At 45.7% G+C, this 16,969-nt stretch carries 20 protein-coding genes; 16 read left to right on the top strand and 4 right to left on the bottom strand.

What is annotated here, in order from left to right:
* The first annotated feature begins 49 nt into the window (after positions 1 to 49).
* The 7 genes from ACLHR0_RS18910 (at position 50) to ACLHR0_RS18940 (ending at position 5,267) form a co-directional block, all read left to right on the top strand.
* Positions 50 to 1,489 (top strand): hypothetical protein, encoded by a 1,440-nt coding sequence (locus ACLHR0_RS18910; protein WP_436488673.1) that lies wholly within the window; start codon positions 50 to 52, stop codon positions 1,487 to 1,489.
* An 18-nt stretch (positions 1,490 to 1,507) separates the two neighbouring features.
* Complete coding sequence (locus ACLHR0_RS18915; RefSeq protein WP_429046449.1) at positions 1,508 to 1,717, top strand: hypothetical protein; 210 nt, start codon at positions 1,508 to 1,510, stop codon at positions 1,715 to 1,717.
* 239 nt (positions 1,718 to 1,956) lie between these two features.
* Entirely contained in the window at positions 1,957 to 2,169 is a 213-nt protein-coding gene (locus ACLHR0_RS18920) for a hypothetical protein (RefSeq protein WP_429046450.1), read from the top strand.
* Between the two features lie 112 nt (positions 2,170 to 2,281).
* On the top strand, positions 2,282 to 3,115 hold the full coding sequence (locus tag ACLHR0_RS18925) for an AraC family transcriptional regulator (RefSeq protein ID WP_436488675.1): 834 nt from the start codon (positions 2,282 to 2,284) through the stop codon (positions 3,113 to 3,115).
* 40 nt (positions 3,116 to 3,155) lie between these two features.
* Entirely contained in the window at positions 3,156 to 4,697 is a 1,542-nt protein-coding gene (locus tag ACLHR0_RS18930; protein WP_436488677.1) for an FAD-dependent monooxygenase, read from the top strand.
* Between the two features lie 85 nt (positions 4,698 to 4,782).
* Positions 4,783 to 5,007, top strand: coding sequence for a hypothetical protein (locus tag ACLHR0_RS18935; RefSeq protein ID WP_436488679.1), 225 nt, complete (start codon positions 4,783 to 4,785; stop codon positions 5,005 to 5,007).
* The gene (locus ACLHR0_RS18940) at positions 5,004 to 5,267 is read left to right on the top strand and encodes a DUF3658 domain-containing protein (protein WP_436488857.1); all 264 of its coding nucleotides are present in this window, start codon (positions 5,004 to 5,006) and stop codon (positions 5,265 to 5,267) included. The genes ACLHR0_RS18935 and ACLHR0_RS18940 overlap by 4 nt, the downstream gene beginning before the upstream one ends.
* 12 nt (positions 5,268 to 5,279) lie before the next feature.
* On the opposite strand, the gene ACLHR0_RS18945 is transcribed toward ACLHR0_RS18940, so the two are convergent.
* Entirely contained in the window at positions 5,280 to 5,870 is a 591-nt protein-coding gene (locus ACLHR0_RS18945) for an alpha/beta hydrolase (RefSeq protein ID WP_370911784.1), read from the bottom strand.
* A gap of 463 nt (positions 5,871 to 6,333) precedes the next feature.
* Here ACLHR0_RS18945 and ACLHR0_RS18950 point away from each other — a divergent pair, with 463 nt between their 5' ends.
* The 4 genes from ACLHR0_RS18950 to bla all read left to right on the top strand — a co-directional run bounded on the left by ACLHR0_RS18950 (position 6,334) and on the right by bla (position 10,855).
* Positions 6,334 to 7,344: an OmpA family protein gene (locus ACLHR0_RS18950; protein WP_436488681.1), complete on the top strand. Its 1,011-nt coding sequence runs from the start codon at positions 6,334 to 6,336 to the stop codon at positions 7,342 to 7,344.
* A gap of 65 nt (positions 7,345 to 7,409) precedes the next feature.
* Positions 7,410 to 8,813, top strand: a complete 1,404-nt coding sequence (locus tag ACLHR0_RS18955) for a S41 family peptidase (RefSeq protein ID WP_436488683.1) — start codon at positions 7,410 to 7,412, stop codon at positions 8,811 to 8,813.
* Positions 8,814 to 8,843: 30 nt separating this feature from the next.
* Positions 8,844 to 9,911: an alpha/beta hydrolase gene (locus tag ACLHR0_RS18960; RefSeq protein WP_436488684.1), complete on the top strand. Its 1,068-nt coding sequence runs from the start codon at positions 8,844 to 8,846 to the stop codon at positions 9,909 to 9,911.
* A 71-nt stretch (positions 9,912 to 9,982) separates the two neighbouring features.
* Positions 9,983 to 10,855, top strand: coding sequence for a subclass B3 metallo-beta-lactamase (gene bla, locus ACLHR0_RS18965; protein WP_436488686.1), 873 nt, complete (start codon positions 9,983 to 9,985; stop codon positions 10,853 to 10,855).
* A gap of 12 nt (positions 10,856 to 10,867) precedes the next feature.
* Here the strand turns inward: bla and ACLHR0_RS18970 are convergent, their stop codons facing one another.
* The 3 genes from ACLHR0_RS18970 to ACLHR0_RS18980 form a co-directional block, all read right to left on the bottom strand.
* A complete protein-coding gene (locus ACLHR0_RS18970) occupies positions 10,868 to 11,356 on the bottom strand; it encodes an SMI1/KNR4 family protein (RefSeq protein ID WP_436488688.1) in 489 nt (162 codons plus the stop codon).
* 37 nt (positions 11,357 to 11,393) lie between these two features.
* Positions 11,394 to 12,383 carry an aldo/keto reductase gene (locus ACLHR0_RS18975; RefSeq protein ID WP_436488690.1) on the bottom strand — a complete coding sequence of 330 codons (990 nt, stop codon included), beginning with the start codon at positions 12,381 to 12,383 and terminating at the stop codon, positions 11,394 to 11,396.
* Positions 12,384 to 12,455: 72 nt separating this feature from the next.
* Complete coding sequence (locus ACLHR0_RS18980) at positions 12,456 to 13,310, bottom strand: AraC family transcriptional regulator (protein ID WP_436488692.1); 855 nt, start codon at positions 13,308 to 13,310, stop codon at positions 12,456 to 12,458.
* Positions 13,311 to 13,528: 218 nt separating this feature from the next.
* Between ACLHR0_RS18980 and ACLHR0_RS18985 the strand changes: the two genes are divergently transcribed.
* The 5 genes from ACLHR0_RS18985 (at position 13,529) to ACLHR0_RS19005 (ending at position 16,958) form a co-directional block, all read left to right on the top strand.
* The gene (locus ACLHR0_RS18985) at positions 13,529 to 13,858 is read left to right on the top strand and encodes an ArsR/SmtB family transcription factor (RefSeq protein WP_429046468.1); all 330 of its coding nucleotides are present in this window, start codon (positions 13,529 to 13,531) and stop codon (positions 13,856 to 13,858) included.
* A 124-nt stretch (positions 13,859 to 13,982) separates the two neighbouring features.
* On the top strand, positions 13,983 to 14,471 hold the full coding sequence (locus tag ACLHR0_RS18990; RefSeq protein WP_436488694.1) for an N-acetyltransferase family protein: 489 nt from the start codon (positions 13,983 to 13,985) through the stop codon (positions 14,469 to 14,471).
* Between the two features lie 21 nt (positions 14,472 to 14,492).
* The gene (arsB, locus tag ACLHR0_RS18995; protein WP_436488696.1) at positions 14,493 to 15,581 is read left to right on the top strand and encodes an ACR3 family arsenite efflux transporter; all 1,089 of its coding nucleotides are present in this window, start codon (positions 14,493 to 14,495) and stop codon (positions 15,579 to 15,581) included.
* 26 nt (positions 15,582 to 15,607) lie between these two features.
* Positions 15,608 to 16,135, top strand: a complete 528-nt coding sequence (locus ACLHR0_RS19000) for a DUF6428 family protein (protein WP_429046472.1) — start codon at positions 15,608 to 15,610, stop codon at positions 16,133 to 16,135.
* A gap of 49 nt (positions 16,136 to 16,184) precedes the next feature.
* Positions 16,185 to 16,958: a metallophosphoesterase family protein gene (locus ACLHR0_RS19005; RefSeq protein ID WP_436488698.1), complete on the top strand. Its 774-nt coding sequence runs from the start codon at positions 16,185 to 16,187 to the stop codon at positions 16,956 to 16,958.
* The last annotated feature ends 11 nt before the right edge of the window (positions 16,959 to 16,969 follow it).

Genomic DNA, 16,969 nt, shown 5'->3' on the forward strand with positions numbered 1-16,969 from the left:
AAAAATAGCATGTGAGCAGTCATTGTTGAACTTTGTAAAAAATAATTTTATGGGAAAAGATAGAAACGGAACTTTCCATCCCGGCAAGGGAAAACCCTCCGGCGCAAACAAAGAAGAGGGACTTGGAGCACAGGCTACGCCTCCCGAAAGAATGGATGAATACGAGGAAATAACAGATAAATACACTGACGGCCCGGATGAGCTGTCAGATAATGTACATGTATTACATCCGAACAGGAATACTTCAAAAGCAAATACATCCAGGGGATATGGTACCCGGACAAGCGGTAAGCCTGACCATGAAAAGGAACAGGAAGATAACGTACGTAACCGTTTCCCTGCGGCACAGGTGGAAGCCAGTCCTCCGGAAGAGCTGCCTGGTGTATTCACGAAGGAAGCCTTCAATCATCTGGCCGCTATCTCCGGAGAATATTGTGTATCAGTTTATATTCCCACACATGAATATGGCGCTGCAGTGAATGATTTATCAGATGCGGTTCTTTTTAAAAATAAGTTGCAGGATGCACAGAAAATATTACAGGAGAAAGGTCTGAAACAGCCCGAAACTGACAAGCTGCTCGGCCCCGGGTATACACTGATGTATGATGATGACTTCTGGCGAAGCCAATCTGCCGGATTGGCCATGTTCTTCGCCCCCGGTTTTTCAGGGTATGTTAAAATGTCTGTATCACCGCCAGAACAACTAGTGGTAAATACTTCTTTCCAGTTATCTCCCCTGGTACAGGTGATGCCGGCAACAGAAGATTTTTATGCACTCGTTATCAGTAAGCATACCGCCCGGCTTTTCAAAGCAGATGCAACGGGCATGAATACGGTACCTGTAACCGGGCTCCCGGACAGCACGGCCACCAACCTTCCCGTGGAACCGGATACTACCAATGGTGATACCAATTATCAGGGTATTGGCGGCGCCAGCGATACAAATATCACAGCGTACCTGAAAGCAATAGACGACATTCTTTTCAGGGAAGTATTACATGATCAGCATATACCGCTTTTGATGGCAGGCGCAGAGGAGCTGATTACAGTATACCGTTCTGTTTCGCGATATACATATGTGTATCCTGAAGCGCTCACCGGTAATCATGAATACGATGATACCCCTGCTTTGTACAAACAGGCACGCACTGTATTGCAACCATACTTTAACCAGGAACTGCAGAAAGTAAAGGACCGGTACGCCAATCAATCCGCTACAGGCCGCACTTCTTCTATCATTGCAGATATAGTTCCTGCTGCTTATTATGGGCAGATAGATACACTATTTGTGGCGAATAACACGCAGGCATGGGGAGCATTTGATGAAATGAAAAATGAACTGCATGTTGATGACAGCATGACTGGCAACAATGAAGACCTGCTCAATATGGCGGTAATTAAAACCATCGCCAATGGCGGCCAGGTATTCCTGCTCGAAAAAGACGAGATGCCGGCTGAAAGCCCTGTTGCAGCATTAATGAGGTATTAGTAAATAAAAATCTTTTTTATGGAAAGCAAGAACACGGAAAACAAAAACACTTCAAAGGGAGTTCCGGGAAAAGATACCGGAGATAAAACCTCACTGGGAGGTAACTTCAATTCCGGTGTTACATCGGATGACCCGGAGATAAAGAAAGCCATCGAGAAAAAAGCGACGTTGCTGGAAGACCAGCCGCCATCTGAAAAAGACAGCAATAGCAAGCAAAAGAAGGTTTAACAAAAGAGGACCTGCCAGTATGAGGCTACCGTTCAGCAGGCAGGGCTTAAATCAGGTGGTAAAAAGCCTCATAGAGCTATGGCTCTATGAGGCTTTTTAGTAAGTTCGCCTGCTTTTGCTTCGCAGAGCAGGATATAATAATGAGTATCACCCGTTTTATCGCCATATTTCCCCGGCATGTCGACTCCCCATAAGTGGCTACAGGATGGCGGGCTACTTTTGTGTAACAAGCATTTTTTATGAAAGCAGCCACAGAACGAAAAATAATCCGCTGGTTACATATTATACTCAGCATTCCCATCCTGGGATATATTTATGGACCGGTAGCCGCCAACCCACCCGCCGCAAACGCGGTACGATGGGTGTTTCTGCCGGTAGTTGCATTAAGCGGTCTTTGGATGTGGAAAGGGCATCTGCTGAAAAAGAAATTAAACAGGCAGCGAAAACCGTAAGTACCTGGTTGTAATAATTGATTAAGCAAGGGAAATCCTATCCTCTTTATTTTGTTGTATTTTTACCGCGTAAAAACCCAGGCAAATTGACTGTTAAACAAACACCCCGGATATGCTATCTTTCAAAATGCAGCACCAGGAATTTGATCCTCCTGAAGAGCTGCAACACGCTATAAAGTGCTTCTGGTATACCAGGGTAGACTTCGGGGAATTGCCATCGGATTTCGAGATACTACCGGATGGTTACGCTGAAATTGTTTTTCATTTCGGAGGCGACTGTCACATTTTCCACCATGGAGGTTTGCAACCATTGCCATCGCCATCTATAATGGGGTTGCTTAACCAGCCTGTTATTTTAAACGCGAAAAACTGCCTGGAAGTCATCGGTATCAGGTGCTTTCCCTGGACCGTATTCGATTTGCTCGGACTGCCGTCCGATAAGAAAGGCGCGAACATCTTTGAGCATCCGATCGCGCGCCTTCAATCCACATTGAGTAAATGTATGGAGGGAAAGAAAATGGATGAAGCGTTGGCTCATGTAAAACAGTATTTCCTGGATGCAGGGTCGCAGGTTGCTGCAGACAGTATGCTATTCAAAGCGGGAGTAGCTATGAGAGAGGCAAATGGTGCTATACCGGTAAGCGGGATAGCGGCGGCGGCTCATGCTACGGTTCGTACATTGGAACGAAAGTTCAAGCAATCTTCTGGTCATACTGTGAAAGACGTGTCTGGTGTGATGCGCTTCGAGCAGGTACGAAACCAGTTATGGCTTTACCCGGATACCAACCTTGCCGGTCTGGCTCATGAGGTTGGCTATACAGATCAGGCTCATCTAAGCAGGGAGTTCAAGCGCTACAGCGGCACTACGCCTGCGGCATTTGCGCGGAGAACAAAGAAAAGAAAGCTGGCTGTTGCCGGCGATTTTGTCGCGTTTATACAAGCCTGACGAGCAGGCATTCCGGAATTTTGTGCTTCAATTATGCTATATGAACGCTACACTTGTAAGCCAGGAACCCGCACAAAATCATACTATTTACGATGTAATCATTTCCGGCGCAGGGCCTGTGGGCCTGTTCCTCGCCTGTGAACTGGCCCTGGCCAAATGTTCCGTCCTGGTACTGGAAAAGGCGGAGACTCCGGATTCTTTATTGAAGCAACTTCCTTTCGGGATACGCGGGCTATCGGCGCCTACTATTGAAGCGCTTTACCGTCGTGGGTTACTGAAAGAATTTGAAATACATAAACGGCTTAAAAGTCCTCATTCAAACGCGGTACAGGGGCCGCGCCGTCAGGCCGGACACTTCGCCGGCATTCCATTCCACGATGGTGATATTGACAGGTCCCAATGGAAATATCGCCTGCCAGGTTCAACGGAGACCAGTTTAATTTCTGAAATGTACGAACTTGAAACAGTGCTGATCCGCCGCGCGGTATCCCTGGGGGTAACCATCAGGCGGGGGCTAGGCGTTACTGGCTTTCATCAAACCAACGATGACGTAACGGTGCTGGCAGGTGACCGGTCGTTTCAATGCAAATGGCTGGTGGGCTGTGATGGAAGCCGCAGTGTTGTCCGCAAGGCGGGCGGTTTTGAATTCGCAGGTACGGAGCCGGAATTTACCGGCTACTCTGCCAAAGTGGATATTGCCGATCCCCAGCAACTCAATCCTGGCCGTAACATGACTGCAAAAGGCATGTACCTCCAATCACAGCCCGGCTACCTGATGATCCAGGATTTTGATAACGGGGCATTTCATGATGCAGGGAACCCAATTACGCTGGAGCACATTCAGGAGGTGTTGCGCCGCATCTCTGATACCGATGTTACCATCAGCGCGCTGCATTTCGCCACCACCTGGACTGACAGGGCGCGGCAAGCCACTGCCTACCGCAACGGACGGGTACTTTTGGCCGGCGATGCCGCGCACATTCACTCGCCATTGGGAGGCCAGGGACTAAATCTCGGGCTGGGAGATGCCATGAACCTTGGATGGAAGCTCGCCGCTACCATCCAGGATAAAGCGCCGGAAGGCTTGCTGGACAGCTACTATACGGAACGGCACCCCATTGGTGCACAGGTGCTGGACTGGTCACGCGCCCAGGTGGCCATTATGCGGCCGGATCCTCATGCCCGCGCACTGTATGCAATTTTCCGTGACCTGATAAATACACGCGATGGCGCCACCTATATTGCGGGAAGGGTATGGGGCATTTTTACCCGCTATAATCTCGGTGAAGCGCATCCGCTGACAGGCTACAGTGTTCCCAACTTTGAATTCGGAGATGGTACAGGCATAGGGGACCTGATGCACGATGGCGAGGGGATATTGCTTGATTTTGACACGAATGCTACACTTAGAGCCTGGACAGAAGCATACGGCAACCGGATCAGGTATGTTGCAGGCAAAGCAAAAGACCAGTTAGGCGTAAACGCCATACTGATACGCCCCGATGGTATTGTCGCCTGGGCTTCGGACAACGAACCGGATTATAACGAACTCCAAAAGGCTGCCGCCCACTGGTTTTTGTAATGCAGGAAAAAAGTTGACGAATGACGGAAAGTTTGCCGGATATACGCTTATTTTTACCAGATCACTTCCTGTTAAAAAAATCTATATGGCGGATGTACACATCGTCTCGTCCCTGAGCGGGGGCGGCATGCTCAAATGGGCGATCCAAAAGAAAATGCTGACCGGAGAAGTATTCGCTTTCAATGACATTCCCGGCACCGGTCCGCTGGATGATGGAAAAAAGCGAATGGCATTTCTGCGCAGCCTGAACTTTAATGCAGCAAACTGGCCCGTGAATTTGAGGATATCGCATCCCGTCCTGAATTGTTGAGGGAATGCGATGAAAATGGCGTGTTGCAGTTCCGGGAACTTTCCGCACATGATAACCTGCTATTGTCACATTGTGATAAACGCTGGAAGCCCGCCGTCCGGGTAATAGGGCAAACGATGGGGTTTAGTGATCCCCGCAATAGCCTTGGAGATGGGTTTGTCAGCTCAAGGCTGGAACACTTAATTGTGAGTGGTCAAATCGAGGCGGACGGAATACGCACCTCTATGAGAACGTTCCGGGTAAGGCTTGCCAAAAAGTGATCACAGGCGCTGCTAACGAAAATAATGCAGGATGATTTTGCTGATTGTATCCGCCTGATTAAAAACCATGAGATGTCCGCCGCCTTTGATACGATAGTCGGGATGCACAAACCTGCTGGCGATTACCCTGTCGGCTGTGCCATGTATTTGAATGGTTCTTTCAGGTGTTTCTTTATTATTCCAATAAGCAATGCCTCTCAGTGCCCAGCGAAAAAACAACACATTTGTATCCTGCAATAATTTTGTCAGTTCCTTTTTATCATTTGGGGACCGGGCGCCAAAATAACGATAGGTAAGAAAATTGGTCCGCCTGATTAATACACCTGGAATAAGCCGGTATAAACCCAGCTTCATGAAAAAGAACTGTATTTTATTCAACTCATCTTTTGTCTCGACAGAAGAGATGAGTACCATTTTTTTCACTGATATTTGTTTGGATACTTCCACCGCTACAATGCCTCCAAAAGAAAGCCCGATGATATACGGATTTTCAACCGTGATCTGGCTCTTTATCCTGCCTGCGTACTGCGTTATCGATTCTTTGGGTAACGCGGGGATCCAGTTGATGTAAACTTTATGGTATCCCGGAAGTTTCAGATTCATGAATATACTTGAATCGGCACCTATACCACTAAAAAGATAAACGGTCTTTTGTTCTTTTTTAGCTGTATCCTTCAGGGTTTGCGCGGCCCCCGGGAAGCTACAGAACAACCATAAAATAAAAAGACTCACTTTCACACTTTGCACCATAAATTTCCTTGCTTCTTGCCAGCGATAAACGTTCATTGTTAACGTTGCAGTGTGCGATATTACCAAAAAAATTTTAAACAGAGGATTGCACTTTCATTACATCGTACGCATATCAATGCCTATGCAACCTCTGCCGGTAATACCTTTGCTGTTACTGCGAAGCCGTTTTTCTCCTGATTTCCAGGTATTTTTTGATTACCGGCAAAGAAGTAATAGGCAATCCGGATTTTTCTCCTGATATTTAAATTTGGTTTAAACCCACGCTGGCTGATGATATACCGGCTGGTAACAAATCTTTTTTAATAAAAATACTATTATGAGAATTCGTGTATTGTTCTTCGGCATTTCTTATTTGGCTTTTGTGTGCGCTTGCAATAATAAGGGCAAGCAACAGGCAGGCACCGCTGATTCTATCCCAAAGACCGATGTTATTGCAACGACGGAGAATAAATCGGCCACCGCACCCGCCACCTTTAACGTTGATGCCATACCGGTATCAGAAAAAGAATTAGGTGCTTTCCCCTTTTTTACTTTGCCGGAAGGTTTAGAGACCATGAACAAACCTGTTGAGCGTAAGTTTGACCGTCTCTTCTTCGCCATAGACGGTAAAATGGTACCGCTGGAAGGTCGCATATGGAAAAGTAATGTTAGCGAAATAAAACAAGGTGAGTGGTCCCTTCCTTTTTTTGAAAAGAGTTATGATGAAGCCATCAAAGCTGCCGGCGGCGTGAAGATATTTGACGGATCAATTTCGAAAGAAGAATATGACCGCTACAGCCCGGGCGCTTCTTACTTAGGGGAGGACGGTTCTATCGGTTATACGGAGGACCAAATCAAAACTTATATCATTCGCAGGACCAATGGAAGCAATATTTATATCCAGCTGTCCGGCACCTCCGCCCAGGGCAAGCTGAATATATTGCAGCAGGAAGGGTTTAAGCAAACTATCACCATGCTGAAAGCGGATGAAATAACTAAAGACCTGAACGAAAAAGGGAAAGCAATTCTATATATCAACTTCGATACAGATAAATCCACCCTGAAGCCCGAAGGGAATGATGCGGTGGCGGAAATTACAAAGGCATTAAAAGCAACCCCCGGTTTAAAAGTGGCCATCAATGGTTATACAGACAACACCGGTAATGATGCACATAACCTGCAGTTGTCGAAAGACAGGGCCAAGGCGGTGCTGGAGGCGTTAAGTTCATCCGGTATTGACAAGTCACGCTTAAGTTCTGAAGGATTTGGTTCAGCGCAGCCAATTGCTGACAATGGTTCAGAGGAGGGTAAAGCGAAAAACAGGAGAGTGGAGCTTATAAAGAAATAGCTCCCGCAGGTGGCGTTGAATAAGGCGGCAAGGCTATATTTGCAGCCCGATAAATAAACATTAACATGAAAAGATTATTGCTTTGCCTTGCGTTCAATATGTTTTCCCTTTCCATGTACGCGCAGCAAACTGGCTGCAACTGCGCAGTGACGTTGGAAAAACTGATGAAGAAAGTGGAAGCCGAATACCCGGGTTTTGGGGTAAAGACTAAGGACGGATCATCCTACGAAGAATTAAAACAGCATCTGACCAGGGAGGCAAAAAATGCAGATAGCAGCGCCTGCGAAAAAATACTAAAAAAGTATACCGATTTCTTTAAAGATCCCCATTTATGGGTAGGTTCAAATGGTTCTCCCTTTTCCTCCGGCAGCAGTGGTTCAGCAGCATCCCTCGTGATCGACATTCCGGATTTCCGGGAAAAAATTAAGCTCACGCGGGATACGCTGGAGGGGGTGTGGTCCACAGAGGGGTATAAGATTGGGATTAAAAAGGGGAGTAGAAATGAATACACCGGGTTTATTATCGCCGCAGCATCCACGCAGTGGAAAGCCGGAGATATAAAGTTCAGGTTGTTTCCGGATGGTTCTTTTGAATACCTGATGCTTGACCGGTCCAAAAAAACAGGGCACTACCACATGCATAAGAAAAGCATCCTGTTTCTGGATGCAATAAGTATGGCGTTGGTCAGAGAAGTACCCTCACCATCGGTAAGTGCGGCCCAGCTGGAAGAAAAACTGACGGAGCTGACCGGCTTTTATTTCAAAAAATTATCTGCGAGAACATCGATTCTTAAATTACCAAGTTTTGAATACCGGCATCTCCAAAAAATTGAGGAGCTGATTTCGCAGCACCGCATGCAGATGGAGGGCAGCGAAAACCTGATCATCGACCTTCGCGGCAATCCGGGAGGCACAACAGATGCTTATCAGCAACTTCTCCCGTACATCTCCGGAAAATCAATACGGAACACCGGGACAGAATTTCTATCTACCCAAACTTATATCGGGAACCTTCAAACCTATAAAAAAAGCCTGGATAAGAATGCCCCGACAGATCAAATAGACAAACAAATAGATAAATTAAAAGAAAACCTGGGTAAATTCGTGAACTTTAGCGGTACAGATAAACCTGCCTATATAGAAAAGGTTGAGCTGGCAGCGAAAAGCCCGCGGCAGATTGTTATCCTTGCAGATAAGGGAACAGGGAGTTCGGCAGAATATTTTTTGTTTATCGCAAAGCAGAGCAAAAAGGTCAAGTTATTGGGCACGCCCAGTTCTGGCGCATTGGATTACGGCAACGCATATCAGGTAGATTTCGGATGCCCCGGTTACGAGGTATTTATTCCTACTTACCGGGCCATGCGTTTGCCAGACTATCCGATAGACAATATCGGTATCCAGCCGGATATTTATATGGACAGTTCTGTGGAAGACTGGGTGGAATTTGCGGTGCGGTATGTTGAGGAATGAGATAGGTAATCCAACGAAAATTGTAACGATATGATAAAATACGTAACCTGCTTCACTATTGCTTTTGTCTTCCTGTTGTTGTCTCTCTCCGTAAAAGTCCTGGCACAGCAACCAAAAATCGCAAAAGGTACTGTGGAGCGGATAAAAGTGCACAGCACATTGCTGGAAGGCAATCTCAGTGGCGACAGTGCAGACCGCTACGTTTCTGTTTATTTACCCGCCGGCTACAAGTCCGGTACTAAAAAACACTATCCTGTAGTGTACTTCCTGCATGGCTACACGGATAATGATGCAAAATTTTACGGCTTCCAGAAGCACTGGATGACACTGCCTCCTATATTAGATACTGCGTTTTCCCAAAAGCCGGATCAGGAAATGATCGTGGTTACTCCTGATGCTTATACCCTTTTCCAGGGAAGTATGTATTCCAATTCAGTTACAACCGGAAATTGGGAAGACTTTGTTGCCCGGGAACTGGTGAATTATATCGATAGCCACTACCGTACCCTTGCACAGAAGGAGAGCAGGGGTTTATGCGGCCACTCCATGGGCGGCTACGGAGCATTACGGATCGGGGAAAAGAATCCTGATGTATTTTCAACGGTATACCTGCTGAGTCCCTGTTGCCTGAACTCTCCGGCAACGGCCGCGGAAACGCAGTTCCTCCGGGCAGACAGCATCAAGACGATTGAACAACTGCAAAAAGCAGATTTTTTCACGAAAGCACTTTTTGCATCCGCGGCGGCCTGGTCACCCAACCCGGCAAATCCTCCATTCTATCTTGATCTTCCAATAAAAAATGGAAATATACAACCGGAAATATTGAATAAATGGGACGCGAACCGCCCGTTAAATAATTTGGATCAATATATCTATAACATCAGGAAACTGAAGTCCATTGGTTTTGATGCAGGCGATAAAGACAGATCCATCGCAGAAAGTATCAGAACACTGGATGAGGTACTCAGCAAATACAACATTGCACATTCCTTCGAAATTTATGATGGCGACCATATCAATCATGTTGCTGACAGGATTGAAGGAAAAATGCTGCAATTCTTTGAAAAAAGTTTGTCGTTTAAACAAAATCTGAAGTAGGGTTGAGGACCAATTGTTTAATTCATTAATATTGCGGGATAATCACTTATCGCTCACCCCCGACTTCATATATGCGTCAACGTATCCTTCAAAAATTAATACCTGTTATCCTGTGCTCCTGCATGAGCAACTATGTACTGGCTCAGAAAGTGGTAGAACCTACTAATCACAGTGAAGAGTGGGCCAGGGCGTACCAGCCTTTCCGTATTGCGGGTAACCTTTATTATGTAGGTACCTATGATCTTGCCAGCTACCTGATCACTACGCCTTCAGGGCATATACTGGTTAATACCGGCCTGGCTTCTTCCGCGGCTGTTATTAAAAAGAACATAGAGGCGCTCGGCTTCAGGTTTAGTGATATCAAAATTCTGCTCACCAACCAGGCTCATTTTGATCACCTGGGCGCCATGGCCGCCGTTCAGGAAGCGACTGGCGCCAGATTCATGGTAGATGCTGCGGATGAATCGGTGGTGAAGTCCGGTGGCAAAACGGATTATGCCCTGGGCGGCGAGTTCAGTGCTTTCAGGCCGGTCAAAATCTCCAGGCTGCTGCATGATAAGGATGTAGTTAGTTTGGGAGATACTAAATTGCTGGTACTCCACCACCCCGGCCACACGAAAGGCTCCTGCAGCTTTTTAATGGAGGTGAAAGATAGCAGTAAGACTTACAAAGTACTGCTGGCAAATATGCCTACTATTGTAACGGAAAAGAAATTCTCACAGGTGACTGCCTACCCGCAGATCGCCGCTGACTATAAATATACCCTGGATACCATGCCCAAAATTCAATTTGACATATGGGTAGCTGCCCATGCCAGTCAGTTTGATTTGCATGAGATACGCGAGGAAAATGCTCTTTATAACCCGGCGCTGTTTGCAAAGAGGGAGGCGTACGACAGGGCATTGGAAGAGAGTAGAAGGGAGTACCAGGAGAAGATTAAGTAACAGGAAAGATTGCTATTGTCCGGAAGTTCTCTGCTCAATTTCGCTTTGCCATGGATATAGTCCGTTAAACAGACCACCATTGAGAAATCTATTCAGAAATTCCGGTAAGGAATCGGTGAGCGTTAATGTATTGTTATCTGATAGGTGGCTGATAGTATATTTGTTTTCATCCTCCTTGTCTAAGTTTAATTCCCAGGTGTCACAGTAAATACAATACTCTGCCACGTGAAAGCCGTTTTGCACAGAAAAATATGTGCTTCTTTCCTCCCCAAGCGTGTTATCTATGATTTCATCTAAAGGAATCATTCGAAACATGTCTTCGTTTTGTTCGAATCCATTACAAAACAGGTAAAAAGTTTTTAAGTCCTGCGGAAGTTTTATACCCATTGTCTGCTCAAATAAGTCAATATCTGCTGGTGAAGCTTTATCGAAAAGTGTTATGCCGAGCATTCCGTGGATATCCTCAAGTTTTAAAATTATTTCTGTGATCGTTGGCTGCATGCCTGCAAGATATTTGAAAATTCCGCTTGCGAAGCACTTATTTATCCAGGCTGCTCATAAATTTTTCAGGATACCTCGTACCGGAAACGCTTCCCGCAGGCATGATTTCTTCAATGCTTTGCAAATCTTCAGCAGTAAGCCTTACCTTTTCAGATGCGATGTTTTCTTCCAGATTTTTGATTCGTTTGGTACCGGGAATTGTAATGATGTCTTCACCTTGTGCGAGCACCCAGGCAATCGCTAATTGCGACGGCGTACAACCTTTTGCATCAGCCAGTGATTTAATCTTCGCTACCATCTCCAGATTTTTATAAAAGTTCTCACCCTGGAAGCGAGGCATATGAACACGACTATCTTTTATATCTTCCGGTTTTTTATATTCCCCGGTAAGGAAGCCACGGCCTAAAGGTGCGTAGGCTACCAGGCCGATGCCAAGCTCCCTTAACGTTGGCAGCACTTCAGCTTCAATATCACGGCTCCAAAGCGAATATTCGATCTGCAACGCCGTGATGGGATGAACGGCTGCTGCCTTGCGTATACTTTTTACGGATGCTTCAGACAGGCCAATATACCTGATCACCCCTTTTTGCACCAGGTCTGCCATTGCGCCAATCGTCTCCTCAACAGGTACGGCTGGATCTATGCGAGCCAGTGTGTAGAGGTCAATGTAGTCGGTTTTAAGTCGCTTTAAGCTATACATCACTGCGTTTTGGATGTATTCGGGGCGGCCGGTTACAGCACCCGGGCCCATAGCGCCGTTAGGGCCGGGAGCAACCAGTTGGCCGGTCTTGACAGAGAGAAAAGCTTTGTCACGCTTATGCTGAATGGCTTGGCTGATCAGCGATTCGTTATGGCCGGCGAGGTAATAATCAGCGGTGTCTAAAAAGTTGTGCCCGAGTTCCAGGGCTCTTTCAATGGTCGATATGGATTGTTTGTCGTCAGATGGTCCGTAAGCGCCCGACATCCCCATGCAGCCTAAACCAACCGGTGATACCAGCGGTCCGTTTTTTCCAAGTTGTCTGTTCATAGTCTTGTGATTAGTTTCATGAACAATATTCGTGGAAACAGCGGGAAGAAGGCTGGACAAAATCCGTGAATATCAGGACAGATCCCTGAAGAATGCCGAAATGGTTTTACCAGTCACTTTTTTAAATAACCGGGAGAAGTAATCAGGGTCGTTAAAACCCAATCCGAAAGCCAGCTCCTTTACAGAAGCGCGCTCGCCATGGGATATCCGGCGCCTGGCTTCGAGTATAAGGCGATTAGTAATAAACTCTTTAGGCGAAAGTCCGGAATGCTGTTTCACGATCTGGTATAAGCTATCTGTACTTAATGCCAGTTTGCCGGCTATATCTTTAATCGTAGGGTGATCGGTCAGGTTGTCCTCAACAAATATTTGAAAATCTATCCACTTCGAGATATGATCGTTCACCGGCGCCTTATCCGTATCAAAATACGCCAGGTTGATTTCGGTTAACAGGCTATTGAGGTGCGCCAGGATAAGCTCCGGATCAGTATCTGGCGTGCTTAATAAACCGATGAGCATTTCGAAGATGGCTTTGAGCCTGACGGCAGTTGCTGAGGTAACGCTTATCTTTTGTTGGTTTAAAGGGTTAATCAGAAAGGGATATGGTTTTGGCAACCGGGAAAGACAATTTTCATCAAAGCCTAGTTTAAAATAATCGCTACCATGCCCAGAAGCTGGTAGGCGATGGATCTGGTGCGGACGCACCATCAGCAATTGATTGCTTTCAATATCGAATTCTTCGAGGTCAACGCCATGCCGCGTACAACCGCTTACCATAAACAGTATAAAGTAATAAGGTGAACGATGCGTCAGCTCAATCTGATCCGCGATCTCCGCGGAAAGATGCCCGAAATTCGGAGAAACGATTCTGATGGGCAGTTGATCATTTTGCTTATGATCGCTAAGCAGTGACTTAATAGTTTGCATCAGCAAAAAATTGTTCTCCAAAAGTACTGACAATATCCGGATGAACGATGCTTGCAGGGAGCCGGCAAACAATCCGAAACATAAATGTCTTCTGGAAGATTTCCTTCTTCAAAACTGCCTGGATATTATCGTGTGATTTTTTTCTATTAAAAAGCAATCTTTTTTTGCAGGTTTCAAAACTAATCGTAATATTGCGATATGCTAAAGAGGTAACATTTATGGGAGCTACCAAATCGGATTTATTTACTAAAGAACAAAATGATATAGCCAATATGGCTAAAGCGCTGGCACATCCGGCCCGGATAGCTATTTTGCAGTATCTCGTTAAAAAGAACGCTTGCGTGTGCGGCGATCTCGTAGACGAGATTGGCCTGGCACAGGCAACCACTTCGCAACATCTCAAGGAGTTGAAAACAGCAGGTCTTATTCAGGGAACTATTGAAGGAGCCAGTGTTTGCTACTGTATAAATCCAAAGGTCTGGAACCAATACCATAGCATTCTTGGAGCATTCTTCAAAGAGGCGGCGGAGATTAAATCCTGCTGTTAAAAAAATTTGCTTATATATATCGCAATATTACAATTATACGATGGGGGTTTATTGTTAAGCACCTCGTTGCGGCACGTTTCATATAATCACGAAGTCATACTTAATACTGAAAAAGCATCTTTCTATGACTATCCTTCCAATGACAGCAACACATGGTCCACAGGTATTGGCCATTTATGAAGCAGGTATTTCCACCGGCAACGCTACCTTTCAAACAGCAGCGCCCTCCTGGGAAGAATGGGACCAGTCACATTTAAAAAATTGCCGCCTGGTAGCGACGGAGGACAACAGGATTCTTGGCTGGGCGGCGTTAACACCGGTCTCCAGCAGATGCGTTTATGCAGGTGTTGCAGAAGTAAGTGTGTACGTAGCGCCGGACGCACGAGGCAAAGGAATCGGAAAAGCATTGCTGCAAACATTAATTGAGCAAAGCGAAGAAAATAAACTCTGGACTTTACAGGCAGGCATCTTTCCTGAAAACACCGGCAGCATTAAAATACATGAAGCCTGCGGCTTCCGTATAGTAGGGCGGCGGGAACGCATCGGCAAAATGGGTGATACCTGGCGGGATACGCTTTTACTGGAACGAAGAAGCAAAAAAGTTGGCGTCTAATAATATCCTGATAAAAATACTATGCAAAATTGTAATCCTGCTCAACGTAAGAAACTGGGCTTTTTAGATCGTTATCTGACATTGTGGATCTTCCTGGCGATGGCTATTGGAATAGGTATCGGATATTTTTTTCCCTCCTCTTCAGGGGTCATCAATTCCTTTTCCTCGGGAACGACTAATATTCCCCTGGCAATCGGGTTAATATTAATGATGTACCCACCGCTGGCGAAAGTAAAGTATGACAAGATGGGCGAAGTGTTCCGCAATACCAAAGTATTGTCCTTATCCTTGCTGCTTAACTGGATCATTGGCCCTATCCTGATGTTCGGCCTGGCAGTACTTTTTTTGCATGGATATCCTGAATACATGACCGGCTTAATTCTTATTGGTCTTGCCAGGTGCATCGCAATGGTAATCGTCTGGAACGAGCTGGCAGACGGAAGCCGCGAGTATGCTGCCGGACTGGTAGCACTCAACAGTATCTTCCAGGTATTGCTTTACAGCGTGTATGCTTATGTATTTATCACCTGGCTTCCAACCATTTTTGGAATGAAGGGCATTACGGTGGAGGTTTCTATCAGTGAAATCGCGAAAAGCGTGGGTATCTACCTGGGCATTCCATTCGCAGCGGGCATCATCAGCAGATATACCCTAATCGCATGGAAAGGGGAAGAGTGGTTCCAGGAAAAGTTTGTACCATTTATATCTCCCATTACATTAATAGCATTGCTGTTTACCATTATTGTTATGTTCAGCCTGAAAGGGGAACTGATCGTACAAATTCCTATGGATGTAGTAAGAATCGCTATACCACTGGTAATTTATTTCGCCATCATGTTCCTCGTTAGTTTCGCTTTAGGTAAAGCTGCAGGGGCAGATTATTCCAAAAATGCTTCCATCGCTTTTACCGCAGCCGGCAATAACTTCGAATTAGCCATAGCGGTGGCGATTGGTGTATTTGGAATCAATTCCGGTCAGGCATTTGTAGGCGTAATCGGACCGCTGGTAGAAGTACCTGCATTGATTGCACTGGTAAACGTCGCCTTCTGGCTTCGTAAACGCTGGTACAGCAAAATCGTGGAAGCGCCGGTAACCGCTGTTAAAGCATAATTAAAAACGTTTAAATTTTTAATAAGATGAGTAATTCAAAAATGAACTGGCAGAGTTTTAAAGACCAGTTGCAAAAACATCCGGAACAGATCCTCCAATTTCAATATGCTGAGGACAAACTGGTAGCACCTTCTTATCATATCACAGAAATCAAACAGGCTCCTATAACTTCCGTAGACTGCGGCGGCAAAGTAAACGCCTGGACAGAAATTATTGTGCAATTATGGGAACCGGTTGAAGTACAAACAGATCGCGCTATGGCAGTCAACAAAGCATTGAAGATAGTAGACCTGGTGGAACGCAGCATCGACTTAAATCCCAAAGCCACTGTGAAAATTGAATTTGGCAATGCTGAATTTGATACCCGGCAGATGTATCCAAAGGAATTCCTTTTGGATGGAGATAACCTGGTAGTAAACCTGCAGCCGGATGCTACCCAATGTAAAGCAACAGATCGTGGTATGACCTGTGGTACACCAAAAACGGAAACACTGGCAGTTCCGGCAGGATTGGAAGCTGCCCAATGTTGTACACCAGGAGGCGGTTGCTGCTGATCGTTAATATTTCTAAGAACATCTAATCCAATCTTCAATTATTCTATTTATGAAAATAGCTTTGTTCAGCGATATTCATGCAAATTTACCGGCTCTGGAAGCATTCTTTAAAGATGTTGATGAAAGAAAACCTGATGCCATTTACTGCCTGGGCGACTTTGTAGGATATAATATCTGGCCCAACGAGGTAATCAATGAAATCAGAAAACGTCGTATTCCTGCGATTGCCGGCAACTACGATTTTGGAATTGGCAGAACAAGCAACGACTGTGGCTGTGCTTACAAAACAGATATCGAAAAGGCCAACGGCAGTGTTTCGATTTCTTACACCAACCAGATTGTAAACGAAGACGAACGTACATACCTTCGTACACTGCCAGCCCACATCAAAGTGGAATTTCAATTAAATAATGATAAGCTGAACCTGCTCCTTGTACATGGCAGTCCCCGTAAAATCAATGAATATTTATTTGAAGACCGGGAAGAAAAAAGTATGCTGAGAATTATGGCTGATGCAGATGCCGACATTATGTGTTTTGGCCATACACATAAGCCCTATCACAGGATCTTGTCGGCTGAAGCGGAGGGGAATCCACACTACAGGCACGCCATTAACATTGGATCCGTAGGGAAGCCTAAAGACGGCGACCCCCGCGGAGGCTATGTGATGCTGCATATCAATGACCATAGTAGTATTCATGATAAAAACAGCATCCAGGTGGAATTTATTCGCTTTGAATATGATGTGGAGAAGGCCGCTAAAGCGGTAGAAGACAGCCCCCTGCCTGATGCCTATGCCGAAAGTTTGAGAACCGGTATTTAAGCTTGCTGTTT

The organism is Chitinophaga sp. ARDCPP14, assembly GCF_051362515.1.
Classification (GTDB): Bacteria; Bacteroidota; Bacteroidia; order Chitinophagales; family Chitinophagaceae; genus Chitinophaga.